At 71.3% G+C, this 25726-nt stretch carries 26 protein-coding genes; 12 read left to right on the forward strand and 14 right to left on the reverse strand.

Translation table 11 applies throughout. From position 1 onward, the window contains the following. The 5 genes from ppk1 to ACWDR3_RS37590 all read right to left on the reverse strand — a co-directional run. The coding region (gene ppk1, locus ACWDR3_RS37570) for a polyphosphate kinase 1 (RefSeq protein ID WP_450357063.1) at window positions 1-1939 on the reverse strand (1939 nt) is incomplete at its 3' end. Between the two features lie 179 nt (window positions 1940-2118). Continuing rightward, window positions 2119-2934, reverse strand: a complete 816-nt coding sequence (locus tag ACWDR3_RS37575; protein WP_450357064.1) for a hypothetical protein — start codon at window positions 2932-2934, stop codon at window positions 2119-2121. Beyond that, window positions 2931-3923: an ABC transporter permease gene (locus ACWDR3_RS37580; protein ID WP_450357065.1), complete on the reverse strand. Its 993-nt coding sequence runs from the start codon at window positions 3921-3923 to the stop codon at window positions 2931-2933. Before ACWDR3_RS37580 ends, ACWDR3_RS37575 begins: the two co-directional genes overlap by 4 nt. A 370-nt stretch (window positions 3924-4293) precedes the next feature. Then, window positions 4294-5199, reverse strand: a complete 906-nt coding sequence (locus ACWDR3_RS37585; RefSeq protein ID WP_450357066.1) for an ABC transporter ATP-binding protein — start codon at window positions 5197-5199, stop codon at window positions 4294-4296. Further along, entirely contained in the window at window positions 5196-5585 is a 390-nt protein-coding gene (locus ACWDR3_RS37590; protein ID WP_401716948.1) for a GntR family transcriptional regulator, read from the reverse strand. Before ACWDR3_RS37590 ends, ACWDR3_RS37585 begins: the two co-directional genes overlap by 4 nt. 177 nt (window positions 5586-5762) lie before the next feature. On the opposite strand from ACWDR3_RS37590, the gene ACWDR3_RS37595 reads away from it, so the two are divergent. From ACWDR3_RS37595 to ACWDR3_RS37615, 5 genes are read left to right on the forward strand one after another with little or no spacing between them, the layout of a single operon-like run. Beyond that, window positions 5763-6314, forward strand: a complete 552-nt coding sequence (locus ACWDR3_RS37595) for an RNA polymerase sigma factor (RefSeq protein WP_450357068.1) — start codon at window positions 5763-5765, stop codon at window positions 6312-6314. Further along, entirely contained in the window at window positions 6311-7123 is an 813-nt protein-coding gene (locus ACWDR3_RS37600) for a zf-HC2 domain-containing protein (RefSeq protein WP_450357069.1), read from the forward strand. The genes ACWDR3_RS37595 and ACWDR3_RS37600 overlap by 4 nt, the downstream gene beginning before the upstream one ends. After that, on the forward strand, window positions 7120-7983 hold the full coding sequence (locus ACWDR3_RS37605; protein ID WP_450357070.1) for an ABC transporter ATP-binding protein: 864 nt from the start codon (window positions 7120-7122) through the stop codon (window positions 7981-7983). The genes ACWDR3_RS37600 and ACWDR3_RS37605 overlap by 4 nt, the downstream gene beginning before the upstream one ends. After that, window positions 7980-9512 (forward strand): ABC transporter permease, encoded by a 1533-nt coding sequence (locus ACWDR3_RS37610; protein WP_450357071.1) that lies wholly within the window; start codon window positions 7980-7982, stop codon window positions 9510-9512. The genes ACWDR3_RS37605 and ACWDR3_RS37610 overlap by 4 nt, the downstream gene beginning before the upstream one ends. Beyond that, window positions 9500-10144 carry an ABC transporter gene (locus ACWDR3_RS37615; protein WP_450357072.1) on the forward strand — a complete coding sequence of 215 codons (645 nt, stop codon included), beginning with the start codon at window positions 9500-9502 and terminating at the stop codon, window positions 10142-10144. The genes ACWDR3_RS37610 and ACWDR3_RS37615 overlap by 13 nt, the downstream gene beginning before the upstream one ends. 3 nt (window positions 10145-10147) lie before the next feature. Here the strand turns inward: ACWDR3_RS37615 and mshD are convergent, their stop codons facing one another. Further along, a complete protein-coding gene (mshD, locus tag ACWDR3_RS37620; RefSeq protein ID WP_450357073.1) occupies window positions 10148-11074 on the reverse strand; it encodes a mycothiol synthase in 927 nt (308 codons plus the stop codon). A gap of 156 nt (window positions 11075-11230) precedes the next feature. On the opposite strand from mshD, the gene ACWDR3_RS37625 reads away from it, so the two are divergent. Further along, the gene (locus ACWDR3_RS37625) at window positions 11231-13039 is read left to right on the forward strand and encodes a bifunctional metallophosphatase/5'-nucleotidase (RefSeq protein ID WP_450357074.1); all 1809 of its coding nucleotides are present in this window, start codon (window positions 11231-11233) and stop codon (window positions 13037-13039) included. Window positions 13040-13667: 628 nt separating this feature from the next. Beyond that, window positions 13668-15452, forward strand: coding sequence for an ABC transporter ATP-binding protein (locus ACWDR3_RS37630; RefSeq protein ID WP_450357075.1), 1785 nt, complete (start codon window positions 13668-13670; stop codon window positions 15450-15452). On the opposite strand, the gene ACWDR3_RS37635 is transcribed toward ACWDR3_RS37630, so the two are convergent. Further along, complete coding sequence (locus tag ACWDR3_RS37635; protein WP_450357076.1) at window positions 15442-16146, reverse strand: response regulator transcription factor; 705 nt, start codon at window positions 16144-16146, stop codon at window positions 15442-15444. The two genes, ACWDR3_RS37630 and ACWDR3_RS37635, sit on opposite strands and share 11 nt — an antisense overlap. 130 nt (window positions 16147-16276) lie before the next feature. On the opposite strand from ACWDR3_RS37635, the gene ACWDR3_RS37640 reads away from it, so the two are divergent. Together ACWDR3_RS37640 and ACWDR3_RS37645 are read left to right on the forward strand one after the other, a co-directional pair. Further along, window positions 16277-16564, forward strand: a complete 288-nt coding sequence (locus ACWDR3_RS37640) for a hypothetical protein (protein WP_450357077.1) — start codon at window positions 16277-16279, stop codon at window positions 16562-16564. After that, window positions 16561-16959 (forward strand): hypothetical protein, encoded by a 399-nt coding sequence (locus tag ACWDR3_RS37645; protein WP_450357078.1) that lies wholly within the window; start codon window positions 16561-16563, stop codon window positions 16957-16959. The genes ACWDR3_RS37640 and ACWDR3_RS37645 overlap by 4 nt, the downstream gene beginning before the upstream one ends. Here ACWDR3_RS37645 and ACWDR3_RS37650 read toward each other — a convergent pair. The 6 genes from ACWDR3_RS37650 to ACWDR3_RS37675 form a co-directional block, all read right to left on the reverse strand. Then, window positions 16953-18422, reverse strand: coding sequence for a sensor histidine kinase (locus ACWDR3_RS37650; protein WP_450357079.1), 1470 nt, complete (start codon window positions 18420-18422; stop codon window positions 16953-16955). The genes ACWDR3_RS37645 and ACWDR3_RS37650 overlap by 7 nt on opposite strands. Next, window positions 18419-19150, reverse strand: coding sequence for a response regulator transcription factor (locus ACWDR3_RS37655; RefSeq protein WP_123996621.1), 732 nt, complete (start codon window positions 19148-19150; stop codon window positions 18419-18421). Before ACWDR3_RS37655 ends, ACWDR3_RS37650 begins: the two co-directional genes overlap by 4 nt. A gap of 100 nt (window positions 19151-19250) precedes the next feature. Next, window positions 19251-19439 carry a hypothetical protein gene (locus ACWDR3_RS37660; RefSeq protein ID WP_450357080.1) on the reverse strand — a complete coding sequence of 63 codons (189 nt, stop codon included), beginning with the start codon at window positions 19437-19439 and terminating at the stop codon, window positions 19251-19253. 54 nt (window positions 19440-19493) lie between these two features. Beyond that, window positions 19494-20720 carry a S1C family serine protease gene (locus ACWDR3_RS37665; RefSeq protein ID WP_450357081.1) on the reverse strand — a complete coding sequence of 409 codons (1227 nt, stop codon included), beginning with the start codon at window positions 20718-20720 and terminating at the stop codon, window positions 19494-19496. Between the two features lie 172 nt (window positions 20721-20892). Then, window positions 20893-21921 carry a LacI family DNA-binding transcriptional regulator gene (locus tag ACWDR3_RS37670; protein WP_450357082.1) on the reverse strand — a complete coding sequence of 343 codons (1029 nt, stop codon included), beginning with the start codon at window positions 21919-21921 and terminating at the stop codon, window positions 20893-20895. Window positions 21922-22036: 115 nt separating this feature from the next. Beyond that, window positions 22037-22816 (reverse strand): response regulator transcription factor, encoded by a 780-nt coding sequence (locus ACWDR3_RS37675; protein WP_450357083.1) that lies wholly within the window; start codon window positions 22814-22816, stop codon window positions 22037-22039. 193 nt (window positions 22817-23009) lie between these two features. Between ACWDR3_RS37675 and ACWDR3_RS37680 the strand changes: the two genes are divergently transcribed. Genes ACWDR3_RS37680 through ACWDR3_RS37690 form a run of 3 tightly spaced genes read left to right on the forward strand, consistent with a single transcriptional unit; the run spans window position 23010 to window position 25401 of the window. After that, window positions 23010-23909 carry an alpha/beta hydrolase gene (locus tag ACWDR3_RS37680; protein WP_450357084.1) on the forward strand — a complete coding sequence of 300 codons (900 nt, stop codon included), beginning with the start codon at window positions 23010-23012 and terminating at the stop codon, window positions 23907-23909. Window positions 23910-23965: 56 nt separating this feature from the next. After that, on the forward strand, window positions 23966-24220 hold the full coding sequence (locus ACWDR3_RS37685; protein ID WP_123996627.1) for a MoaD/ThiS family protein: 255 nt from the start codon (window positions 23966-23968) through the stop codon (window positions 24218-24220). Window positions 24221-24222: 2 nt separating this feature from the next. Further along, on the forward strand, window positions 24223-25401 hold the full coding sequence (locus ACWDR3_RS37690; protein WP_450357085.1) for a hypothetical protein: 1179 nt from the start codon (window positions 24223-24225) through the stop codon (window positions 25399-25401). Here the strand turns inward: ACWDR3_RS37690 and ACWDR3_RS37695 are convergent, their stop codons facing one another. Then, on the reverse strand, window positions 25402-25662 hold the full coding sequence (locus tag ACWDR3_RS37695; RefSeq protein ID WP_280879399.1) for a DUF3099 domain-containing protein: 261 nt from the start codon (window positions 25660-25662) through the stop codon (window positions 25402-25404). Window positions 25663-25726: the final 64 nt, after the last annotated feature.

Here is a 25726-nt window from a genome sequence, read left to right on the forward strand (position 1 = left end):
GGAGCAGACCGTCGATGCCGGCCTTCCGGGCGGCGGCGTGACCGAGAAGGTCGACCTTGGCCCGAGTCGGGGCTCCGGTACGGGACTTGGGCACCCGGGGCGCGATCAGGCCGTCCCGCAGGGATTTGGGGGCGACCAGGAGGCGGCGGTAGGTCTCGCGGCGCGAGTAGCCGGAGAGCCGGTTGAAGAGGTCGGAGAGGTCCGCGCCGACCTGCGGGTCGGCCGTGAGCAGGCCGAGGTCCTCGTACAGACGGGCCGTCTTGGGGTGGTAGTTGCCGGTGCCGACGTGGCTGTAACGCCGTAGCGTGTCGCCTTCCTGGCGGACCACCAGGGACAGCTTGCAGTGGGTCTTCAGGCCGAGCAGGCCGTAGACCACGTGGCAGCCGGCTTCCTCCAGCTTGCGCGCCCACTTGATGTTGGCGTGCTCGTCGAAGCGGGCCTTGATCTCGACCAGCACCAGGACCTGCTTGCCGGACTCGGCGGCGTCGATCAGCGCGTCGACTATGGGGGAGTCGCCGGAGGTGCGGTACAGGGTCTGCTTGATGGCGAGCACGTCGTCGTCCTCGGCGGCCTGCTGCAGGAAGGCCTGCACCGAGGTCGAGAACGAGTCGTAGGGGTGGTGCAGCAGCACGTCCCGCTTGCGCAGGGCACCGAAGATGTCGGGTGAGGAGGCCGACTCGACCTCGGCGAGATCGCGGTGCACACCGGCGACGAACTTCTGGTACTTCAGCTCGGGCCGGTCCAGGCGGTGGATGCGGAAGAGGCCGGTGAGGTCGAGCGGACCCGGCAGCGGGTACACCTCGGCCTCGCTGATCTTCAGCTCGCGCACCAGCAGGTCGAGCACCTCGCGGTCGATGGACTCCTCGACCTCCAGGCGCACCGGCGGACCCAGGCGGCGCCGCATGAGCTCCTTCTCCAGCGCCTGGAGCAGGTTCTCCGCGTCGTCCTCCTCGACCTCCAGGTCCTCGTTCCTGGTCACCCGGAAGGCGTGGTGCTCCAGCACCTCCATGCCGGGGAACAGCTCTTCCAGATGGGCGCCGATGACGTCCTCGATGGGGACGTAGCGGCCCGGGGAGCTCTCCAGGAAGCGGGACAGCAGCGGCGGCACCTTCACCCGGGCGAAGTGGACACGGCCGCTGACGGGGTTCTGGACCCTGACCGCGAGGTTGAGCGAGAGACCCGAGATGTACGGGAAGGGGTGCGCGGGGTCGACGGCCAGCGGCGTGAGGACCGGGAAGATCTGGTGCCGGAACAGCGTGAAGAGGCGGGCCTGCTCCTTCTCGGTCAGCTCGCTCCAGCGGACCAGGTGGATGCCCTCCTCGGCGAGCGAGGGGGCGATGTCCTCCTGGTAGGCCGCGGCGTGCCGGGCCATCAGCTCGCGGGAGCGGGCCCAGATCATCTCCAGGACCTGGGTGGGCTGGAGCCCGGAGGCGGAGCGGGTGGCCACACCGGTGGTGATACGGCGCTTGAGTCCCGCCACCCGGACCATGAAGAACTCGTCCAGGTTGCTGGCGAAGATCGCGAGGAAGTTCGCCCGCTCCAGGAGGGGCGTGTTCGGGTCCTCGGCGAGTTCGAGGACGCGTTCGTTGAACGCCAGCCAGCTGCGCTCCCGGTCGAGGAAGCGGCCCTGCGGCAGCTGAGGCCCGTCGTACGGCGACTCCTCGTACTCGTCGAGGTCGGCGTCGATATCGGGTTCCAGGTCGGATACCGCGGCGGACACCGTATGGGGGCGGTGCGCGGCTATGGAGCCCACGGAGGGCTGCGCGTGCTGGACCTGTGCCTGGGGGTTCGGCTGACTCATGGACCCATTCTTCCGCGCCACCGGCCTTACGGGCGCGTCGGAAGCGGCGGGCGGGAGTACGGCCAAGGGCTGCTGGGCGTCCCCGTTGCCCGCGGTCGCCTCTGGGGGCGGCGAAGGCTCTGGCACGGTGGGCGTCATTGGCCGAGCGTCGCAAGCCCGTCTGAACCGTTGGTTACGGCGACATGGCGTGCGGGATATCGCGAGGCGGCTCCCGAGCGTCTACGTCGGCCGCCGCGGCGTAATGGCCCGCTGACAGCCGCCTTCGGAGGATACGTACGTCCCTCCCCCCGTGGAAGGGACGTACGCCAACGGGGGAATCAGGCCGTGCGGCGGCGGAGTGTCCAGAAGGCGGCCGCCGTGCTCAGGGCGGCGATCGTGAGGAGGATGCCGGTCTCGATCAGGTTCATGGGCCAGAAGTGGGACGCGGGGTGCTCCCCGGAGCCGGACGGCTCCTGGGGCCACAGGTCCGTGCGGTGTTTCTCCAGGTACTGGTTGAGCGCGATCATCACGGCGACCGACACGGCCAGGGCGGGCAGCACGCGGGGCAGCAGGAGCGCGGTGAGGGTGCCGACCGCGAGGGCGCACAGGCTCCAGGCGACCAGGGCGGGGCCGCGGGCGGCGAAGGCGTCGTTGAAGGTCCAGTCGTCGCCCGCCAGGTCGCGGTGCGCGGCCCAGGCCCAGCGGAAGACGAACACGAACAGCGTGCCGCCGATCGTGAGCACCAGCGCCGGCACCGCGAGTTTGGCGGTGAGCCAGCGGGTGGGGGTGATGCCCTGGGTCCAGGCGAGGCGGGCGGTGCCGCTCTCCAGTTCGCGGCCGATCAGAGAGGCGCCGGCCCAGGCGGCGACCGCCCAGAAGCTGTAGTACGCGAGGGTGCTGACCCAGCTCAAGGACCCTGCGTAGTCGCTGCCCGGGAGGAAGGTGGGGTCGCAGGAGCGGCTGATGACCCGGCAGCCGTTCAGGTCGGCGCGCAGGGTGTCCGCCGTGACCTCGGTCAGCCACACCAGGCTGCCGACGGCGGCGAGGATGAAGACGGTCCACACGATCAGGGCCGTGCGGTGCAGGCGCAGCACCAGGCGGGGCAGACGGGCGCGGGTCGGGCCGGTACCGGGGAGCCCGGCGGCGGCGGTCATGACGCGGTCCGGTGCTTGAGCAGGCGGAAGACGACCAGGGTGAGCAGGGCGGCGAGGACCAGGAGCAGGCCGGAGGCCATGAGCTGGAGGGGCCAGAAGTGGGATTCGGGGTGGTAGTCCTTGTAGAAGGAGACGGCGTGCAGCTTGGCGTAGAGCTCCATGCACGAGTACGAGAGGTTGCTGCCGCAGTACGGGTCGGCGATACGGTCCCCGCCCGAGGTCAGCAGGCCGGAGGCGGTCGTGATGCCCGCGCCGGAGGGGCCGTTGTGGCTCAGGTCGGTGACGCGGGTGACCGTGGGCCACAGGTGGGGCATGGTCAGCTGGGTGGCGGTCCACGCGAGGGCGGTGAAGCACAGGCCACCGACGAGTGCGGCCAGTGAGCGTTTCGCGACCAGGCCGATGAGCGCGCCGGCGAGCAGTCCGGCCAGGGCGAGGGCGACCGGCAGGGGACCGTTGGCGTAGAAGGTCTCGAAGCTGGACCAGGACTTCGCGCTGCGGATCCGGCCGTCGCCGGCGGACCAGGCGCGGTGGTGCAGCAGGGTGAGCAGGCCGGTGCCGGCGGTGACCAGGGCGGCGGGGGCGGCGAGCTTGGTGGCGAGCCAGTGGGTGGGGCGGATCCCTTGCGTCCAGGACAGCTGGGCTGTGCCGGTCTCCATCTCGCGGCCGATGAGGGCGGCGCCGGACCAGGCCGCGACGGCGAAGGGCAGGACGAGGACGGCCCAGGTCGTGTAGTTGTACACGTCCTTGTAGCGGAGGATCGCGTCCTGGTCGTACGAGCAGGGGGTGCCGGGCTTGCAGGCGTAGTACTGGCGCCAGGCGTCCGCGGATGCGTCGGCGAGGGGGCCTCCGAGCCAGAGCAGTGCGGCGGCGAGTACGACGATGACGGCGACCCAGGTCCACAGGGCGGGTCGGTGCAGCCGGACGAGCCACCTCAGGAGGCGGGGCGATGCGGGGTGCCCGGCGTTGACGGGAACGGAGAGGGCGGTCATATCGAGGCCTTCGTGTGGTGGGGCGGGGTGGAGGTGGACGCACTCTCGGCCTCGGCTCCGCCATCGGCCTCGAAGCCCCCACCCGCACCACCCGTGCGGGTTTCGTTGTCGGGTGCGGGTGGCCCCTGTGGGGCGCAATCGCCGTCGGCGGCCGCGGGCGTGAGGGCGAGTTCGGCCTCGGCTCCGCCATCGGCCGGTCGGTTCCCACCCGCACCACCCGTGCGGGTTTCGTTGTCGGGAGCGGGTGGCCCCTGTGGGGCGCAATCGCCATCGGCGGCCGCGGGTGCGAGGGCGGGTCCGGCCTCGGCTTCGCCATCGGTGGCCGCTGGTGTGAGCGCGGCTTCAGCCAGGACGCTGCCGGCAGATGTCCTCATGCCGCCGCCCTCTCCTGCTGCGCTCCCGTGCTGTCCGTCGCCCCGGGGTTGCGCAGGTAGGCCAGCACCAGTTCCTCCAAGGATGGTGTGGTCGGGTGCAGGTCGGTCGGGATCGGGCCCGACTTGCTGATCAGGGCCGTGAGTTGGCGGCCCGTCGTGCGGGACTCGATCACCGTGTGGGGAGTGAGGGGTGTGGCCGCCGGGCCCGACACGCGGGCGTGGGCCGTCAGGACCTCGTCTATCTCGCCGGCCAGGCGGACGCGCCCCGCGCCGATCAGGAGGACGTGGTCGCAGGAGCCCTCCAGTTCGGCCACGACGTGGGAGGACATGACGATCGTCGTGCCGTGCTGGGCGGCCTGGGACATGAGGACGCCCATCAGGTCGTGGCGGGCCAGCGGGTCCAGGTCCGCCATCGGTTCGTCCAGCAGGAGCAGGTCCGGGCGTTTGGCCAGCGCCAGGGCCAGCGCCACGCGCGTGCGCTGGCCGCCCGAGAGCGCGCGGACGCGGGACTTCGGGTCCAGGCCGCCGTCGGCCACGATCCGCTCGCCCGTCGCCGCGTCCCAGTGGCCGGGGTTGAGGTCGGCGCCCATCCGCAGCGTCTCGGCGACCGTGAGCTGGGAGTACAGCGGCTTGTCCTGGCCTACGAAGCCGACCCGGGCCCGCGCCGACGCCGGGTCCGTGCCGAGGACCCGGATCGTGCCCTCGGTCGGCACCAGCAGCCCCGCGGCGAGCGCGAGCAGCGTGGACTTGCCGGCGCCGTTGTGGCCGACGACGGCGCAGACCCGGCCGGCGGGCAGCTTGAAGGCGCAGCCGCGCAGTGCCCAGGCGGGGGTCAGCCGGGCCCGGCCGAAACGCTTGCCCAGATCGGTCGCCTCCATGGCGAGGCCTGCGGTGTCGGTCATGCGGGGTCTCCCTGGAAGTGCTTCTCGAGTACGGCGGTGAAGAGCGCGGCCATGTCGTCCCGGTCGAGCCCGGCCTCGCGGGCCTTCTCGGCCCAGGCGTCCAGCTCGTCGCGGAGCGGGGACTCGGCGGCCGGGGCGGTGCCCAGTGAGCGCCGGACGAAGGTGCCCAGGCCCCGGCGGGCCTCGACCAGGCCCTCGCGCTCCAGCTCCCGGTAGGCCTTGAGGACCGTGTTGGGGTTGATGGCGGTGGCCTCGACCACCTCGCGTGCGGTGGGCAGTTTGTCCCCCGGTTCCAGCAGGCCGAGACGGAGGGCCTGCTTGGTCTGCTGAACGATCTGGACGTAGGTGGAGACGCCGGAGCGCCGGTCGATGCGGTACTCGACCACCCGTTCCACCACCCTTTCACTAATTGAGTAGTGAAAGGGTGGTGGGGTGGAGGGTGCCCTGTCAAGCCCGGCCCGAAAACGCGGTCCGACAACTTCGACAACGGGGTCCGACAACGGGGTCGGAAAAACACGCGTGGTTTCGTGAACCGGACGGGACGCCCGGTGCGAAGAGGAGACGTGAGCGAAACGAGAAGCGACGCGGAGCTGCTGCGGGCCATCGCCGCGGACGCGGACCGGCGCGCCTTCGAGGAGCTGTACCGCCGGTACGCCCCCTGGCTGACCGCCCGGCTGCGCGGCCGCTGCGCCGACGCCGGGGTCGTCGACGACGTCGTACAGGAGACGTTCCTCGCGGTGTGGCGGGGCAAGGCCCGTTATCGGGAGGAGGCCGGCAGCGGCGACGCGGCCGGGTGGCTGTGGCGGATCGGGTCGCGGCGGCTGATCGACGCGCTGCGCGGCGACGGGGCGCGCGGCCGGCTGCGGCAGGCCCTGTCCCGGCTGCGCCACCGCGACGAGGCGTCCGCCGAGGAACGCGTGCTCGCGGGGGTGGAGCACGGGGACCTGGCGGGCGCGCTCGTCCGGCTCTCGCCGGAACTGCGGGCCGTCCTCCAGGCCACGGTCATCGACGGGCTGACCACCCGGGAGGCGGCCGTCCTGCTCGGGATCCCGGCCGGCACGGTCAAGACGCGGGCGATGCGCGCCCGCAAGCAACTGCGGGAGGCGCTGGCATGACATGGCATGTGGATGCCGAGGACCTACGGGCCTACGCCCGGGGCGAGTTGGCGCCGCCCCTGCTCTGGTCCGCCGACACGCACCTGACCGGGTGCGCCGAGTGCCGGGGCGTGCTCGCCTCCGTGAGCGAGGGCGTGGACGCCGGCTGGGACCGTATCGATGCCGAACTCGACGTGCCTCGACCGGGCCTGTGGGAGCGGCTGTTGGTGCGGGTCGGGGTCGCCGACCACACCGCGCGGCTGCTCGCGGCCACCCCGGTGCTGCGCCGCTCCTGGCTCGCGGCCGTGGTGTTCGTACTGGTGGCGACCGTGGGCATGGTGTACGCGGTCGGCTCGCCCACCGCGTTCCTCGCTCTCGCGCCGCTGCTCCCGCTCGCCGGGGTCGCGCTCGCCTACGGGCCTGTGCTGGACCCGACGTACGAGATGGCGGTCGTCTCGCCCGTGCACGGGTTCCGGCTGCTGATGATCCGGACGGTCGCCGTGCTCGTCACCGGGCTCGGGCTCAACCTCCTTGCCACGCTGGCGCTTCCGGCCTACGGGCTGCGCGCGCTGGCCTGGCTGCTGCCCGCCCTCGCGCTCACCGCCACCGGGCTCGCGCTCACCCCGCGGCTCGGGCAGGTCCTCGCGCCCTCGCTGGTCGGCGGGGTGTGGATCGGCCTGCTCGTGCTCGCCCGGGCCGACGGCGGACCGCTCGTGCAGTTCACCGCCGCCGGACAGGGCGTCGCCGCCGCGGTGGCCGCCCTCGCCGCGGGCCTGCTCTTCCTCGCCCGCGACCGCTTCGACCTCTTCTTCTCCAGGAGTGCCGCATGACATCGACCGTCTCCGCCTCGGGGCTCAGCCTCCACTACGGCGGTACCCGCGCCCTCGACGACGTGTCGCTGCGGCTGACCCAGGGAGTCACCGGGCTGCTCGGGCCCAACGGGGCCGGAAAGACCACCCTGTTGAGGGTGCTGGCCACCGCCGTGTCCGCGGACCGCGGCGCCTTCACCGTGCTCGGACACGACCCGTCCAGTGCGGCCGGGCGCCAGGAGGTGCGGCGCGTGCTCGGCTATCTGCCGCAGACGCCCGGCTTCCACCCGGACTTCACGGCCTTCGAGTTCGTCGACTACGTGGCGATCCTCAAGGAGTTGACCGACCGGACCGCCCGCCACCGCGAGGTGCGGCGCGTGCTGGACGAGGTCGACCTCGCCGACGTGCGCGGCAAGCGCATCAAGAAGCTCTCCGGCGGTATGCGGCAGCGGGTGGCGCTCGCCGCCTCCCTCGTCGGCGACCCCGGCTTCCTCGTCCTTGACGAGCCGACCGTCGGCCTGGACCCCGAACAGCGCATGCGGTTCCGGGAGTTGATCGCCCGGGCCGGCGAGGGGCGGACCGTGCTGCTGTCCACCCACCAGACCGAGGACGTGGCGATGCTCTGCCACCGCGTGCTGGTCATGGCCGCAGGCACCGTCCGCTTCGACGGCACCCCCGCCGAACTCACCGCGCGGGCCGCCGGACACGTCTGGAGCAGCGCGGAACGCGACCCGGGAGCGAAGGCGGGCTGGCGCACCGGCGTCGGCTCCTTCCGCAACGTCGGCGACCCGCCGCCCGGCGCTGATCTGCTCGAACCCAGCCTGGAGGACGGCTACTTGCTCACCCTGGACGGCATGAGCGCGGAGGTGGCGGCGGCATGAGCGCGGTACTGACACAGGAGGCCCCCGCGGCCGTGCGGACCCCGGGTCCCCGCCGCAGCTGGGCGGCCACGCTCGCCCTCGCGCTGTTCGAGGCGCGCCGACTGCTCCTCCGTATCCCGGTGTTGGTGGCCTTCGCCGCCTACATCGGCTGGACGGTGTGGCGCGCCCCCGACTTCGAGGACGGCTACCCCGCCCTCCAGGACGTCGACCGGGCCACGCAGGGCGCCCCGCTGCTCGTCGCCCTCGCGGTCCTGCTCTCCGTCAACCACGCGGTGCTGCGCTCCAGGCGGTACGACACGGAACGCCACTTCGAGGTCCTCGTCCTGGCGCCCGCGTGGCGTACGGCGGCCCACGCGCTGTCCGTCGTCGCCGCGGCGCTGGTCACCGCGCTGGTCGTGCTCGGCCAGTTCGGCTGGGCCGCGCTGCAGTCGGGCGCGGTCGGCGGCGGCTCGCCGGGCGAACTGCTCGTCGGACCGCTGACGGTGCTGCTGTTCGGCGCGATCGGTGTGCTGCTGGCCCGGCTGCTGCCGTCGGCCATGGCCGCGCCGATGGCCATCGTGCTGCTGCTCTTCCTGTTCGTCGCCGGGGCGTTCCCCGCCGGGGACGGCGAGCGCGGGATGCGCTGGCTGGCGCCGATCGTCAGCGAGTCGAGCAGCAACATCCTCCCCTCCGACCTGATCGGCCGCCCGGCCGCCTGGCACGCCCTCTACCTCGCCGGGTTCGCGCTGACCGTCCTGATGCTCGCCGTCCTGGTCGGCGCGCCGCGCGACTGGAAGGTCGGTGTGGCCACCGCCGGGGCGCTCGCCGTCGCGGTGACCGGCGGTGTCGCGCAGACCGCGGACCTCCCCGGCCGGGTGCAGGCGGCCCGTGAACAGGCCACGAACGCCCCGGAGAAGACGCAGAAGTGCGTGGAGCGGGACGGTTCGACGTACTGCGCCTTCCCGGAGTGGACGGCACGGACCGCCACCTGGGCGAAGGCCGCGGACCGGGTCAGGTCCCTGGCCGGCGGCACCGCCCACGACCAGCCGCTCGTCGTACGGCAGCGGATCGAGGCCCGCTACGGCCTCCAGGCCGACGGCGCGATCGACCCCGCCGCCGCACCCCACCAGGTCACCGTCGGCACCGCCTGGGGCGGCAACCGCGTCCCCGAGTTCTCGGCCGCCGTCGCCGGTGTGCTGGTCGCGGGCGACGAGAAGGCGGCGAGTTCGATGTGCGACGGCCGCATGGTGACCGTCATGTGGCTCGCCCTCGCCGGACAGGACGACCCGCTGCAGTCCATGCGCAACGTCCGCCTCGACGACAGCGTGTCCGGCTCCGCCATCGTGGTCTCCCAGACCGAACCGCTGTCCATGGGCGCGGCCCAGACGACGGTCGTCCGCGAACTCCTGGGCAAGCCCCGCGACACGGTCGCCGCCCAAGTGAAGTCGCACTGGACCGAGTTGACGTCCCCGAAGCTGACGTCCGCACGCGCCGCCGAGCTGCTGGGCGTGCCGGTACCGAAGGAGAAGGACGAGAAGTGCGAGTCCTGATACGGGAGTTGGCGCTCCCCGTATGGCGGTCCCTGCCCTGGCGGGCCCTGTTGGCGAGCGGCGCGATGGCCCTGCTGCTCGCCGCGATACCCCGTATGTCCGACGAGCCGTCGACCTGGCTCACCGTCAACCTCCTGCGCACCGCCGCCCTGGTCCTCGCCCTCGGCCTGGCCTTCGTCCTGGACGACCCGGCCCGGCACACCACCGCCGCGGTGCCGGTACGACGACCGGTACGGGCCGGGCTGCGGCTCGCGCTGGTCGCCCCGGTCCTCGCCTCGTGGTGGACGGCGGTCCTGCTGCTCGTGCCGTCGTCCGTCCGTCCCCCGGTCGGCGACATCACCCTGGAAGCGGGGGCGGCCTTCGCCCTCGCGCTCGCCGGAGCGACGGCCGCGATCCGGTTCACGGACCAGGCGGAACCGGGCCAGGCGGTCGCGGCCGGCCTCCTGGTCGTCGCGATCCTCACCCCGCTGCTGCTGCCGGAGAGTTGGGCGCTGTTCGTGGCGGTGGAGGACAAGAGGTGGGCGGCGGCGCACGAGCGGTGGGCGATGGTGCTGGCGGGGGCGGTGGTGGTGTGGGGGGTGTGCATGCCGGAGCGGATCAAGCACCGCTCCGCATCCCCCGTTCTCCAGTGACGCTCACGTCTCCGTGCGGTACATCAAGTCCGTCTCGTACGTGACGAATCCCAGCCGCTCGTACACAGAGACCGCCGCCTTGTTGTCCGCGTCCACATAAAGCATCGCCGTCGGCAACGCCTGACCCGCGAGATGGCGAAGCCCGATCGTCGTCAGGGCCTTGCCCAAGCCCCCGCCCTGCGCCCCCGGCCGCACCCCGACCACGTACACCTCACCGAGCCCTTCCTCCGCGTGGACCTTCGTCCAGTGGAAGCCGATGAGTTCACCGTCGCGGAAGGCGAGGAAGAACCCGGCGGGATCGAACCACGCCTCGGCCATCCGGTCGTCGAGATCCCGCTGGGTGAGGGACCCCTGCTCGGGATGGTGGGCGAAGGCCGCGGAGTTCACCGCGAGCCAGGCCGAGTCGTCGACGCCGGGCCGGAACGTCCGCACGGTGACCCCCGCGGGCAGCACCGGGTCGGGCAGGTCCAGGTCGGTCAACGGCCGCCGCATCTGCCGCAGTTCACGGAAGAGGGTGAGCCCGAGAACCTGCGCGAGGTGCCGCGCCGCGGAGTGGCCGCCGTGGGCCCACACCCGCAGCCGCTTGCCGGAGGCGCCGAGCAGTGCCGAGCCCAGCGCCCGCCCGTGCCCGTGGCCGCGGTGCGCGGGGTGCACGACCAGCTCGGCGGCCGGCGCCTCCACCGGGTCGGTGTCCTCCAACTGCGCGTAGCCCACGAGCTCGTCGCCGACGCTCAGCAGCAGATGGGTCACGCCCGAGCGCTCGCCGCCGCGCAGTTGGAGCCGCCCCTGTTCGGACACCGCCTGCTGGCCGTCCCGCCGGGCGGCCTCGGCGAGCAGCGCGAGCACCGCCTCGGTCTGCTGCGGGGTGAGCGCGGTGAGGTTCTCGATGGTGCGGGCCCGGTCGGATCCCGCGGTGTCGTCGCTGGTCATGCGTACGAGGGTAAGCGGAGGTACCGGCAAAGTGGCCGCAAAGAGAAGGGCAAAGGGAAACCAGGATGTAACCCGGAAACCCCTGTCGCGCTACGCGCGTTGACCCTAGGCTGCGCCCGGACGGGCCACTACCTCAGCAGACCCACAGGGGGGCGCATGCCAGCCACTTCCCAGCCGTACCCGCGCCGCAGACGGGCGTACCGACTCCTGACCGCGGCCGCCGCGCTCGCCACCGTCGGTGCCCTCGGAGCGACGGTCCCCGCGGACGCGCACGACAGCGGGCACGGTCACCACGGCAAGCCCAAGCCGAGCCGCTACCAGGACGTGCAGCTGCTGTCCTTCAACGACCTGCACGGCAACCTGGAGCCCCCGGCCGGTTCATCGGGCCGGGTCACCGAACTCCAGGCGGACGGCACGACGAAGACCATCGACGCGGGCGGTGTGGAGTACCTCGCCACCCACCTGCGCGAGGCCCGCAAGGGCAACGCGTACTCGGTGACCGCGGCCGGCGGCGACATGGTCGGCGCCTCCCCGCTGATCTCGGGCCTCTTCCACGACGAGCCCACCATCGAGGCGCTCAACAAGCTGGACCTGGACGTCACCTCGGTCGGCAACCACGAGTTCGACGAGGGCGCCAAGGAACTGGGCCGCCTGCAGAACGGCGGCTGCCACCCCACCGCGGGCTGCTACACGGACAAGAAGTTCAAGGGCGCCGACTTCCCCTACCTGGCGGCCAACGTCCTGGACGAGAAGACCAACAAGCCGATCCTGAAGCCGTATTACGTCTGGAAGAAGAAGGGCGTCAAGATCGGCTTCATCGGCGTGACCCTGGAGGACACCCCGGGTGTCGTCTCCGCCGAGGGCGTGAAGGGCCTCAAGTTCAAGGACGAGGTCGAGACGATCAACAAGTACGCCAAGGAGCTGCAGAAGCAGGGCGTGAAGTCGATCGTGGCGCTCATCCACGAGGGCGGCCTGCCGGCCTCCGGCGCGTACAACTACAACTGTGACGCCTCGGGCGCGGGCAGCGGTATCTCAGGACCGATCGTGGACATCGCGAAGAACATCTCGCCGTCGGTCGACGCCCTGGTCACCGGCCACACGCACGCCGCGTACGTCTGCACGGTCCCCGACCCGGCGGGCAACCCCCGCATGGTCACCTCGGCCGCGTCCTTCGGCCGCCTCTACACGGACACCACGCTCACCTACGACCGTCGCACGGGTGACATCGCGCGTACGTCGGTGAAGTCGGCGAACCACGTGGTCACCCGGACCGTCCCCAAGGCGGCCGACATGACCAGCCTGATCAGCAAGTGGGGCACGCTCGCCGCCCCGATCGGCAACCGCGCGATCGGCTACATCTCCGCCGACGTCCCGAGCACCGGCACCGAGTCCCCGATGGGCGACCTCATCGCGGACGCGCAACTGGCGCACGGCAAGGCGCTGGACGCGGAGACCGACCTCGCGCTGATGAACCCGGGCGGAGTCCGGGCGGGCCTGACCTACGCGACCACGGGCGCCGAGGGCAACGGCGTGGTCACGTACGCCGAGGGCTTCACCGTGCAGCCGTTCTCCAACACCGTGAACCTGCAGAACTTCACCGGCGCCCAGCTGATCCAGGTGCTCAAGGAGCAGGTCAGCGGGACGAACGCGAGCGCGCCGAAGATCCTGCAGCCGTCCGCCAACCTGGCCTACACGCTGGACCTGACGAAGACCGGCGCGGACCGGGTCGTCACGGACTCCATCAAGCTGAACGGCGCGGCGATCGACCCGGCCGCCACCTACCGCGTCGCCACCAACAGCTTCCTGGCGGGCGGCGGCGACGGCTTCACCACGCTGGGCCAGGGCACGAACGACCTGGTCGGCGCGGACGACCTGACGGCGCTTGAGCAGTACCTGACGGCCAACTCGTCGGCGAGCAGCCCGCTCGTCCCGCCGACGCCGAACCGGATCACGATCGTGCAGTAGTCTCTCGCTCCACCTGCGAAATCTCCGAAGGCGACCGCGTTTCCCGACGCGGTCGCCTTTCGCATGTGCGGCATAAAACCTGTGTGAGTGGGGGTTCGGTTCCGGGTTTTCTCTAAGAGTTTATATTCAGAGGCAACTCCTATCTATCCTTATTGAGGTCTAAGGCGGAAAGGCTTTTTTGGCTTCGGAAATGCCGTAGTGTTTTCCATGTCGAGAACGAACGACACCACGGAATCCGAACCGAAGGAGAACGTCATGAGCTTCCACAAGATCACCCCCGTGAAGAAGTCCCACAAGCCCGCCCCGGCCCCGAAGAAGCCCGCTCCGAAGAAGCCCGCTCCGGCCCCGAAGCGTCGCCCGGTCGGCCACAAGTAAATTCGACATAAGAAATCCAGGGAGGGAATTACATCATGAGCTTCCACAAGATTGTCCCGGTCAAGAAGCACCGCAAGCCCGCCCCGGCCCCCAAGAAGCCGGCGCCGAAGAAGCCCGCCCCGAAGCGCCCCGTCGCGCACAAGGGCTGAGTTCCGCCACGAGGCGGGGTCACCGGTCGGAGAGTCGCCCGACCGGGGCCCCGCCTCGGCCATGTCCGGCGCCGAGTCCGCCGTAGGAAAGGGAGTTGTGGACCATGAGGGAAGTGCGTGAGGCCTTTCGGCGGTTCTGGCCGCTGACCCGCGGTGATCGCGGATGGCTGCTGGTGATCATCGGGTGCGTGGTGCTGTCCGCGCTCGCCGAGACCGCGTCGATCCTGCTGTTCGCCGAACTCACCGACAACGCCCTCAAGGCCGGTTCGCTCTCCGCGTTCTGGGGCCCGGCCGGCGCCTGGCTGGGCGTGGCCGCGCTCGGCGCGCTGGTCGGCTATCTCGGCAACTCGCTCGCCACCTGGACCGCGGAGAGATTCGTCCTGCGGCTGCGGGCGGGCGTCTTCCGGCATGTCCAGGACCTGCCCCCCGACTTCTTCCAGAAGCACCGCCAGGGCGACCTCGTCGAGCGGCTCACCGGTGATGTCGAGGCCATCGAGCAGATGGTCGTCTCCGGTGTCGTCGGCACGGTCTCGGCCCTCTTCTCGGCGGTCTTCTATTCCTGCGCGGCCCTCTATCTGCGCTGGGACCTGGCCCTGGCCACCTTCGTCCTGGCGCCCCTTTTCCTGCTCGCCGCCCGCCGCTTCTCCGGCCGGATCCGCACCGCCTCCCGGGACGAGCGGGTCGCCGACGGCGCGATCACGTCGGTCGTCGAGGAGTCCCTCGGCAACGTCGTCCTCACTCAGGCCTACAACCGCCGCCGCGACGAGGAGAAACGGCTCGACGTCGAGGCCCGCGCCTGGATGAAGGCATCGGTGCGCGGGGCCCGACTGAGCGAGTTGTACGAGCAGTTCGTCGAGGTCGTCGAGACGGTCTGCGTGCTCATCGTGATCGGCCTCGGCGTGTGGGAGATCTCCGCGGGCCGCATGACGCTGGGCCAGCTCCTGGCCTTCGCCGCCTTCATCGGCTACCTCTACCCGCCGGTCCGCAGCCTCGGCCAGCTCGGCCTCACCCTCACCGCCGCGACGGCCGGCGCCCAGCGCCTGAACGAGATCCTCGACACCCGCCCGGCCGTCGCCGACCCCGCCGAACCGGTCGCCGAGTGGCCCGTGCAGGGCTGGGTCGCCTTCCACGACGTCTCCTTCCGCTACCCGGAGTCCCTGCGCGCCTCCCTGCGCGATGTGACCTTCCGGGCGAGCCCCGGCGAGCTGGTGATCGTCACCGGGGCGAGCGGCGCCGGCAAGTCGACCCTGTCCAAACTGCTGACCCGCTTCTACGACCCCTCGCAGGGCGTGATCACCCTGGACGGCGTCCCGCTGCGCGACCTGCGCCTTGAGTTCCTGCGCGAGAAGGTGGCGCTGCTGCCCCAGGAGACGCTCATCCTGAACGGCACGATCCGCGAGAACATCGCCTGCGGCCGCCCCGGCGCGAGCGACGCGGAGATCGAGCAGGCGGCCCGCGAGGCGGCGGCGCACAACTTCGTCACCGCGCTGCCCGAGGGCTACGACACCCACCTCGCCCCCGGCACGGCCGCCCTCTCCGGCGGCCAGCTCAAGCGCATCGCCATCGCCCGCGCCATGCTCCGCTCCGCCCCGGTCCTCGTCCTGGACGAACCGACGGCGGGCCTGGACGCGGTGGCCGCCCGCCAAGTGGTGCAGCCCCTGCGCAAGTTGATGGCGGGCCGTACGACGATCATGATCACGCACGATCTGAGCCTCGCGCCGGACGCGGACCGCATCGTGGTCGTCGACCGCGGCCGGCTCGTGGAGTCGGGCACCCACAAGGAACTGCTGGCCGGCGGCGGCGCCTACGCGAGCCTGGCCGAGCCGCTGCCGGACGCGGTGGCGGACCTGCCGCCGGCGGCGGACGAGACGATGATCCTCAGGTGGTGACCCGCAGGGAGTAGCCGAGTCCCCGTACGGTCTGGATGAGCCGCGGTTCGCCGCGGCTCTCCAGTTTGCGGCGCAGGTACATCACGTACACGTCCAGCGTGTTGGACGTCGGCTCGAAGTCGAAGCCCCAGACGTCCTTGAGGATCTGCGACCGGCTGAGCACCTTCGCGGGATGCCGCATCAGGTACTCCAGGAGCAGGTACTCGGTCTTGGTGAGCCCGAGCGGCCGGTCGCCACGGGTGACGGTCCGAGTCCGCAGATCCATCGCGACATCCTCATAGTCCAGCCGCTGATCCTGCTTCGGACCGGCGACGGTCCCGCGCGGGGCGCGGCGCAGCAACGCCCTTACCCGGGCGAGGAGTTCCTCGGTGGCGAAGGGCTTCATCAGGTAGTCGTCGGCGCCGTTGTCGAGGGCGACGATCCGGTCGCCGACCGCGTGCCGTCCGGTGAGCATCAGGATCGGGACCATGCACCCGGAGGCGCGGATCCGCCGCGTCGCGGCCAGCCCGTCCAGCTCCGGCATGGTCACGTCCATCAGCACGAGGTCGGGCTCGCCCTCGGGCACCCCGATCAGGTCGAGGGCGGCCCGGCCGTCCCCCGCGAGGACGGTCTCGTACCCCTCGAACCTCAGGAGCCGCCCGACCCCGTCGCGCACGGCCTCGTCGTCATCAGCCAGCAGAATCTTCCGTGCCATTCGAACACGGTGGGGCGGGGGGCTGTGGCGGAGCTGGCAGAAGGATGTGGCTCAGCAAAGAGACCGCACGTTCGGGTGAGGTGAGTACGGAGGCGACACCAAGGGGCCATGACGGGACTATGGTGGCGCCATGGCTGAGAACACGACCATTCAGGTGTCCCGGCAGGCCCGCGATCACCTGGCCCAGGTCGCCAAGGAGCGAGGGATGACGCTGGGCCAGCTCGTCGAGCAGCTGGCCTCGGAGCAGCCGACGGCGGAGCAGATCGCGGAGCGGGTGGCAGCCGACCGGCAGGTGGTCCGCGAGGTGATCGGCCTGGACATCAGTGACGAGGAGTTCGACCGGGCGCCCGACGTCCTGGGGAACATCTACAAGATCGCGGCCGAGAAGGTCCGGCCGGCCAAGGGCACGGCCGCGTGATCGTTCTCGACACCGGTGCCACCAGGGCGCTCGCGGACGGGCACAAGACCTTGAACCTGCTCGCCGCGAACATGGCCAACACCCCCGGCGACGTGCTTCGGATTCCCGCTCTGTGCCTCACACAGGCGGAGTCCGAGGACGCCGACGCCGCGCGCAGGGTGCTCGCCTTCTCGTCGGTCGTCGTCGACCCTCTGGACACCGTCTCCTCGGTCACGGTCGGCACCATGATCCGCGACGGGTTCGGCGGTCCCGACACCTGCCACGCCCTGTACTGCGCGCTGCCGCGTGCCGAGTTCACGGGTATGTCGATCCTGCTCACCACTCGCGTGGAGGCCTACCCACCGGGTGTGGGCACCGTCGACGTCGATTCCCCCGGAATGCTGGGCTTCTACTGAGATGGACTCTCCGGCGGCGGTGTCGGCGCCCCCGGCACCCGTACCGTAGCCACCGTGCCGCCGCCCGGCGCGCGGGACAGGGTGACCTCGCCGCCGGCCTGTTCGATCGTGCGGGCGACGATGGACAGGCCCAGGCCCGAGCCGGGGAGGGCGCGGGCGCTGGGGGAGCGCCAGAAGCGGTCGAAGACGTGCGGGAGTTCCTCGGCGGGGATGCCGGGGCCGTGGTCGCGGACGGTCAGGACACCGCGGCCGAGCTGCACCTCGATCGTGCCGCCCTCGGGGCTGAACTTCACCGCGTTGTCCAGGATGTTGACCACCGCCCGCTCCAGCGCGGACGGCTCCGCCCGGACGTACCAGGGCTGGAGGTCGGCGTTGATCGTCAACTCCGGCCCCCTGAGCCGCGCCCTGCGCAGCGCGGCCTCGACGGTGTCCTGCATCGACACGTACTGCACGCGCTCGCCCCGCTGGCCCTCCGACCGCGACAGTTCCTGCAAGTCGCCGATCAGGGAGGCCAGTTCGGTCATCTGCGCCTTCACGGAGGCGAGCAGCGCCTTGCGGTCCGCCTCCGGCAGGGGGCGGCCGGTCTCCTCGCTGCGGGTGAGGAGTTCGATGTTCGTACGGAGGGAGGTGAGCGGGGTGCGCAGCTCGTGCCCGGCGTCCGCGATCAGCTGCTGCTGGAGCTCACGGGAGCTGGCCAGCGAGGAGGTCATCGAGTTGAACGAACGCGACAGCCGGGCGACCTCGTCCTCACGGTCCTCGTCGACGGGGATCCGGATGCTCAAGTCTTCCGTACGGGCCACGTGTTCGACGGCCTCGGTGAGCTTGTCGACGGGCCGCAGCCCTGCGCGAGCGACGGCAAGTCCGGCTGCGCCGGCGCCGAGTACTCCGATGCCGGAGACAGCGAGCAGGATCAGGGCCAGTTCGTTGAGCGTGGACTGCGTGCCCTCCAGCGGGAACGCGTACAGCACGGCCACATCTTGGACCACGACCTGCTGGCCGGCTTCGTTGAAGGTCACCAGGGGGACCGTCAACACCCGCACGTCCTTGCCGGTGGTGTCGGTGCCGTTGTGCAGCGCGCCGACTCTGGCGGTCGGTTTCTTGGCGATGCTCGTGTCGGCGCCGACGACCTTGACCGTGCCGGGCGAGTCCGAGGGGACGCAGGACTCGCCGTTCGACTTCACCAGCTGGAAGTAGTACTCGGACGGCGCGCGCAGCCCGGTCCCGTCGGTCGTCGACGGAGCGGTCTGGTTGCAGTTGCTGATGGCGTCCATGACGCTGCGCTGCTGCGGCCGGACGGCCTGCGCCTGAAGCTCGTTGTCGATCTGGTCGTACAGCTTCCCCTGCACGATGAACCAGCACGTCACCGAAACCGCCGCCACCGCGAACGCGACCGCCGCGGCGACCAGCATCGACAACCGGGCCCGGATCGGAAGAGCCCGGAACCGGCGTAGGACCTTCTTCACTCAGCCCCACCCTGCCGCAACACGTACCCCACTCCACGGACCGTGTGCACCAGCCGAGGCTCACCCCCGGCCTCCGTCTTCCGGCGCAGGTACATCACGTACACGTCCAGCGAGTTGGACGACGGCTCGAAGTCGAAGCCCCAGACCGCCTTCAGGATCTGCTCCCGCGTGAGCACCTGGCGCGGGTGCGCCATGAACATCTCCAGGAGCGTGAACTCCGTCCGGGTCAGCTCCACCGGCCGCCCCGCCCGCGTCACCTCACGCGTCGCCAGATCCATGCGCAGGTCCGCGAAGGTGAGCGCCTCGTCCTCCTGGGCGGCGCCCGCGGCGGCGGCGTAGGAGCTGCGCCGCAGCAACGCCCGGATGCGGGCGAAGAGTTCGTCGAGTTCGAAGGGCTTGACGAGGTAGTCGTCGGCGCCCGCGTCGAGGCCGGTGACGCGGTCGCCGACCGTGTCGCGGGCGGTCAGCATGAGGATCGGAGTCGTCGTGCCGGCGCCCCGCATGCGGCGTGCCGCGGTCATGCCGTCCATGCGCGGCATCTGGATGTCGAGGACGACCAGGTCGGGCTGGTAGGCCGTGGCCTTCTCCAGCGCGTCCGCGCCGTCCACGGCGACCTCGGTGTCGTACCCCTCGAAGGCGAGGCTGCGCTGGAGTGCTTCGCGCACGGCCGGCTCGTCGTCGACGATCAGGATGCGCTGGGGGTCACGGTCGCCATCGGCGGGGCTCATGGGCTTCGGATTCCTCGGGTGCGGTGGGACGACATGGGCTGATTGTCATCAGCCTCGCATGTTTCCCTGCGGGCGCGTAAAGGGCGGAGCGGGACGGATCTCAGCCGCGGGCCGCCGTGCGGCGACGGGCCCGGGCCGGGGCCGTGGCCCGCCGTCCGGCGCCGTGCGCGACCGCCACCTCGGGGGCCCGGGCGGCCGGTGCGTGCAGTTCGTACGCCACCGCGAGGGCGAGGCCGAGGTCGGTCGCGCCCGTGGCGGCGCCGGTGTGCGAAACCTGCTGGATCTTCATGACGTACTCCCTGCTGGTTGCGGTGGTACGGGCGGTACGGAGGGGTGCGCGAGGTCAGCTGTCGCTGCCGCCGGCCCGCAGTGTGGCCAGGTCGGCCTTGACGGTGTTGATCGGGATGGCGAAGCCGAGGCCGACGCTGCCGGCGTCGCTGGAGGTGGCCGACGAAGCGGCCGAGTACATCGCGGAGTTGATGCCGATGATGTTGCCGTTCGCGTCGATCAGCGCGCCGCCGGAGTTGCCGGGGTTGAGCGAGGCGTCGGTCTGCAGTGCCTTGTAGGTCGTGGTGGAGGAGCCGGTGTCGCCGTTGAACTGCTGGCCGCCGAACTGGAAGGGCCACTGGTCGCCGCCCTGTCCCTGACCCTGGCTCTGGCTCTCGTCGGTCGAGACGGTCACGTCCCGGTTGAGCGCGGAGACGATGCCGCTGGTGACCGTGCCGGTCAGGCCCTCGGGGGAGCCGATCGCGACGACCTGGTCGCCGACCTGGACACCGTCGGAGTTGCCGAGGGTGGCCGCCTTGAGGCCGGAGGCGTTCTCCAGCTTGATCAGGGCGAGGTCCTTCTTGCTGTCGGTGCCGACGACCTTCGCGGTGTAGCTCTTGCCGTTGCTGGTCTGCACCTTGATGGTGGAGGCGCCGGAGATGACGTGGTTGTTGGTGACGATCTCGCCGTTGCTGGTGATGATCACGCCGGCGCCGGTGGACTGACCGGCGTTCGAGGTGGCGGTGATCTCGACCACGCTCGGGCTGACGGTCGCGGCGATGGTGGCGACGTCACCCCGCTTGCTGGACGGCACGACGCTGGTGGTGGTGGAACTGGTGGCGACCGTGTCGCTGCCGGTCAGCTCCTGGATCCCGTAGGCGGTACCGCCACCGACGGCCGCGGCCACGATCGCGACGGCGGCCAGCAGGGCCAGCGGCCCCCGGGTCCGCTTCTTCGCGTGCGGCGCGGCCCCGCCCGGCTCGGCGGGTACGGCGGTCATGACGGCCGTACCGCCGCCGTTGCCGTCACCGCCGTGGCCGGCACCCGCGCCCTCGGCGGTGAAGTCGGCCGGGGCGGCGGCGTGCGAGGACTGGGCGGGCCAGACCGTGGTGCCGGGCTCGATGGTGACCGGCTCCACCGGAGGCTGCGCGGCGGGCTGCTGCTGAACGGGCGGCTGCGCGGGGGGCGGCGGCCACTCCGGGTTCACGGGGGAGGAGGCGTGCTGCTGGGGGTACGCGTTCTGCTGCTGCTCGCCCTGGTACGGGTTCTCGTACTCGCCGCTTCGGCGGAGGCTCTCGGTCATGACAATGAGCATGTCGCCCGACCATGAGAGCTCCCTGAGTGCCCGCTGAGAAGCCCGGCAGAACCTCGTATGCCCGATATAAAGCCCGCTCAGGCACCAGGAAGGGCTCTCTCAGAAAGCCTTCATACAGGCGCGGAAACCCCTTGTGCGGCCATGAGAAAGCCTCAGCCGGTCAGGCCGCGGCGCACCCGCACGACCGTCGCGTCACCAGCCGCGAGGGGAACACCTTCAGCCGCTCGCGCCGGGAGCCCGCCACCCGCAGACCGTCGTCGAGGACGAGGTCCACGGCCGCGCGGGCCATCGCCGAGCGGTCCGACGCGATCGTGGTCAGCGGCGGGTCCGTCAGGGCCGCTTCCTTGATGTCGTCGAAGCCGGCCACGGCCAGCTCGCCCGGCACGTCGATGCGCAGTTCGCGGGCCGCGCGCAGCACGCCGATCGCCTGGTCGTCGGTGGAGCAGAAGATGGCGGGCGGGCGGCGGGGTCCGCCGAGGATCTCCAGCGCTATCCGGTAGGCGTCGTAGCGGTTGTACGGAGCCTCGAACAGCCGGTCCTCGGTGTGCTTGCCGGCCTCCTCCATCGCGCGCCGCCAGCCCTCGACGTGGTCGGAGACCGGGTCGCCGACGGCGGGTGTCTCGGCGGTGCCGCCCATACAGGCGACGTACTCGTAGCCGTGCTCCAGGAGATGGGACACGGCGAGGTGGGCGCCGCCCAGGTCGTCGGTGACGACGGCGACGTCGTCGATGGCCTCGGGCCGCTCGTGCAGCAGGACGACCCGGGCGTCCCAGGCGTCGATCTCGGCGGCCGCGTTGTCGTTGAGCGCGTGGCTGACGAGGATGAGCCCGGAGACCCGCATCCCGAGGAACGCGCGCAGATAGTGGACCTCGCGCTCGCCCACGTAGTCGGAGTTGCCGACCAGCACCATCTTGCCGCGCTCGGAGGCGGCCTGTTCGACCGCGTGCGCCATCTCGCCGAAGAAGGGCTGGCGGGCGTCCGGGACGATCAGGCCTATGAGGTCCGTGCGCCGCGACGCCATCGCCTGGGCGACTCGGTCGGGTCGGTACCCCAGCTCCTTGATCGCGGCGAGTACACGCTCGCGCGTGGCCGGGGCGACCGGCCGGGGTCCGTTGTTGATGACATAGCTGACCACGGCAGTCGACGTACCTGCCAGCCGCGCCACATCATCCCTGGTTACCTTGGCCACGCGCGGAGTCTACGCGGAGAGACCCGCTCTGGGCAGGGCGTGAGGAAGCTTGCCTCGCTGCTCCCGGCGCCGGGAGCGTCCCCGGTGGAGGGACCATGCCCTGCCCACGCCTCCGCTACGCCTCGACCTGGACCTCGGTGTCCGAAAGGGCGGGCGTCTCGTCCGGCTCCTCCGCCTTTGCCCGGGCCGCTTTCGCCTTGGCCTCCTCGGCGGCACGGTCGACCTTCTCGGGCGTAACGAATCGATAACCCACGTTCCGGACGGTCCCGATCAGCGACTCGTGCTCGGGTCCGAGCTTGGCGCGCAGCCGTCGTACGTGGACGTCGACGGTCCGGGTGCCACCGAAGTAGTCGTAGCCCCACACCTCCTGCAGCAGCTGCGCGCGCGTGAAGACGCGGCCCGGGTGCTGCGCGAGGTACTTCAGCAGCTCGAACTCCTTGAAGGTCAGGTCGAGGACCCGGCCCTTGAGCTTCGCGCTGTACGTCGCCTCGTCCACGGAGAGATCGCCGTTGCGGATCTCCATGGGGGAGTCGTCGTTGACGATCTGCTGGCGGCCCATGGCGAGCCGGAGCCGCGCCTCGACCTCGGCCGGACCGGCCGTGTCGAGGAGCACGTCGTCGATGCCCCAGTCGGCGGTGACGGCCGCGAGGCCGCCCTCGGTGACGACCAGGATGAGCGGACAGCCGGGGCCGGTCGACCGGAGCAGCTGGCACAGGCTGCGCACCTGGGGCAGATCACGCCGGCCGTCGATGAGGATGACGTCGGCACCGGGGGTGTCGACGAGAGCGGGGCCCTCGGCCGGGGCGACCCGCACGTTGTGCAGCAGCAGTCCGAGGGCGGGGAGCACCTCCGTCGACGGCTGGAGGGCATTGGTCAGGAGCAGCAGAGAACTCATACGTCTGGTTCCTCCTCGGTCCCTGCGAGGACGTGTGTCGTGCAGCACAGCTGTTGCGATCCCGAGGGCCCTGTATCACCTGCGGCCACCTGTGGTTTCCCGAGGTTTCCCGCTTCGTATACAACGCTTCCGAAAGCACAAAAGGACCCGGGGGCTTCGCTGCCCGAGTCCTCTGCCGAGCAGAATAGCCCACATGAGCACTGGTCCGGCAGGTCATGTGGCACCATCCACCATTCGTCCGAACTCTGAGACGATCAGACGTACACCTTTGCGGACGTTTCTGCACACCGACGACGGCGTGACGATCGATTCCGTATACGACCCGTGTACCTCCGTATACGACGCTTCCACGCCATCGTCCGTTGATCTCGCGTTCGTCGTGGCCCACGGTTTCACGGGCGACGTGGACAAGCCGCACGTACGTCGGGTGGTGGACGCGTTCGCGCAGTACGCGCCCGTGGTCACCTTCTCCTTCAGAGGGCACGGGGCGTCCGGCGGGAGCTCCACCGTGGGCGACCGCGAGGTCCTCGATCTCGCGGCGGCGGTCGCCTGGGCGCGCGAACTCGGCCACGCGCGCGTGGTCACCGTCGGCTTCTCGATGGGCGGTTCGGTGGTGCTGCGGCACGCGGCGCTGTACGGCGGCAAGGACGGCGAGGGTGACGTGGGAGCCCCGGACGGTTCGGGGCGCACGGGGCGCACGGAAGCGCGTACGGACGCGGTGGTTTCGGTGAGTGCGCCGGCCCGTTGGTACTACCGGGGCACGGCCCCCATGCGTCGCCTGCACTGGCTCGTGACGCGTCCGGAGGGCCGCCTGGTCGGCCGCTACGGCCTGCACACCCGCATCCACCACCGCGAGTGGGACCCGGTCCCGCTCTCCCCGGTCGAGGCGGTCCCGAAGATCGCCCCGACCCCTCTCCTCATCGTGCACGGCGACCGTGACGGCTACTTCCCGGTCGACCACCCCAGGATGCTGGCCGAGGCCGCCTCCGGCCACGCCGAGCTGTGGATGGAACCCATGGGCCACGCCGAGCACGCGGCCAGCGACGAGCTGCTGGCCCGCATCGGGGACTGGGCCGTCGCCGAGGCGGGCTAGCCTGACGGGGTACACAGCCGAGTACACAGCCGATCGACAGAGGAACCGGTATCCGGATGCCAAAGGTGACGGTGCGCTATTGGGCCGCCGCGAAGGCCGCGGCCGGGGTGGCTGAGGAGCCGTACGACGCGGGCACGCTCGCCGAGGCGCTCGACGCCGTGCGCGAGCGACACCCCGGCGAACTGGCGCGCGTCCTGCGCCGATGCTCGTTCCTCATCGACGGTGACCCCGTGGGGACCCGCGGACATGAGACGGTACGGCTGGCCGACGGCGGCACGGTCGAGGTGCTCCCGCCGTTCGCAGGAGGGTGACGATGACCGACCAGCCGTACGACCCGAGATACCAGGGCTACGACCCGTACCAGCAGCAACCCCAGCAGGAGCAGCCGCAGCAGCAGTGGCCGGGCCAGCAGGGCTACGAGGACCCGCACGCGGCCCAGCAGTACACCCAGCAGTGGCAGGGCCAGACCTGGGAGACACAGGTCCACCAGCCGGTGCCTCCGGCGGCCCCGGCGGACACGGCGTACCTGCCACCCCAGACACCCCCGGCCCACGGCTCGTACGACAACGGCTCGTACGGCAATGGGTCCTACGGCAACGGGTCGTACGGCGATCAGCCCCAGCCCTGGCAGCAGGCACCGATGGCAGCCCCCGCGCCGGCCCCCGCCCCCGAACCTCCGGCGGCGGACGCCCCCGCGGCCGCCTACGGCCCGGCCACCGTCGCCGGCAACGCCCGCATCACGGACGCCCAGCGCGCCCGCCTGGAGGGCCGTTCCCCGATCATCGACCCGGGCATGCAGCCGGCCGGACTGACGGCACTGCTGGGCGTCCTCCTCTCCGCCACGGCGGCAGCGGGCTCGTACGCACTGCTTCTCCCCCTGATCGCCCTCCAGGGCGTGACGGCGGCGGGCTGGTTCCGGCTGAACGGCATGTGGCCCGCCCGCCAGGGCATCGCGCTGGCGTTCCTCGGTGCGCTCGTGGCGGACGTGGCCCTGCTGGCGGCGGGCCGCGAGAACGGCCCGGCCGCGATCCTGGGCACCCTGGGCGTCTGGGTCCTGCTCTCCCTGGTCCTGCAACTCCGCTCCCACGCCGACCCGGACGAGCGGATGTACGGCCTGATGGCGGGCGTCGCCTCGGCGGCCCTGGCGATCATCGCGACCGGCTACCTCGCGGCGGACCCGGAGGCGGTCACGGTAGGAGCGGCGGCGGCAGCGGTGGCGATCCTGGCCCGAGCCCTCCCCCTGCCGACCCCGGCTTCCCTGATCGTCTCGCTGCTGGCCGCGGCCGGCGCGGGCATCGCCATGGGCGGTCTGACGGACTACGGCGCCAAGGGCGCGCTCCTGGGCGCGGGCGCGGCGGTCTGCGCCCTGATCGGCCACCGGGTGGCGGCCTACGACTACCCGTCCCGCTTCGTCCACTTCACAGCGGGCGTGGCTCTGCCGCTGGCGGCCGCGGCACCGGTGGTGTGGGTGCTGGGACGGGCGCTGGCGTAGTCAGGGACGGCGTTTCTTGCCGTCCAGCTCGTCCCACCAGTCGTCCGACTTGGGGTCGCCCGACGGGTCGTCCCACCAGCGGTCGTCGGGGCCTCGCCGGTTCGCCACCATCGCGGCGACCGGGGGGATGAGCATGGCGACCACGCACATGCCCACGGCGACCGGCACGGACCACAGACGCACGACGCCCCAGGCCAGGACGAACAGCCCGATGCACGTGCCCATCATGGCGAAGTAGACATGACGCCGTCGTGCCAACATATGTCCAGCGTAGGCCTGAACGGCGCGGAGGGCCTCCTGGGCGGAGATCGAGCGGCAGTCCGGG

The sequence above is a fragment of the Streptomyces sp. NPDC001002 genome (assembly GCF_053599215.1).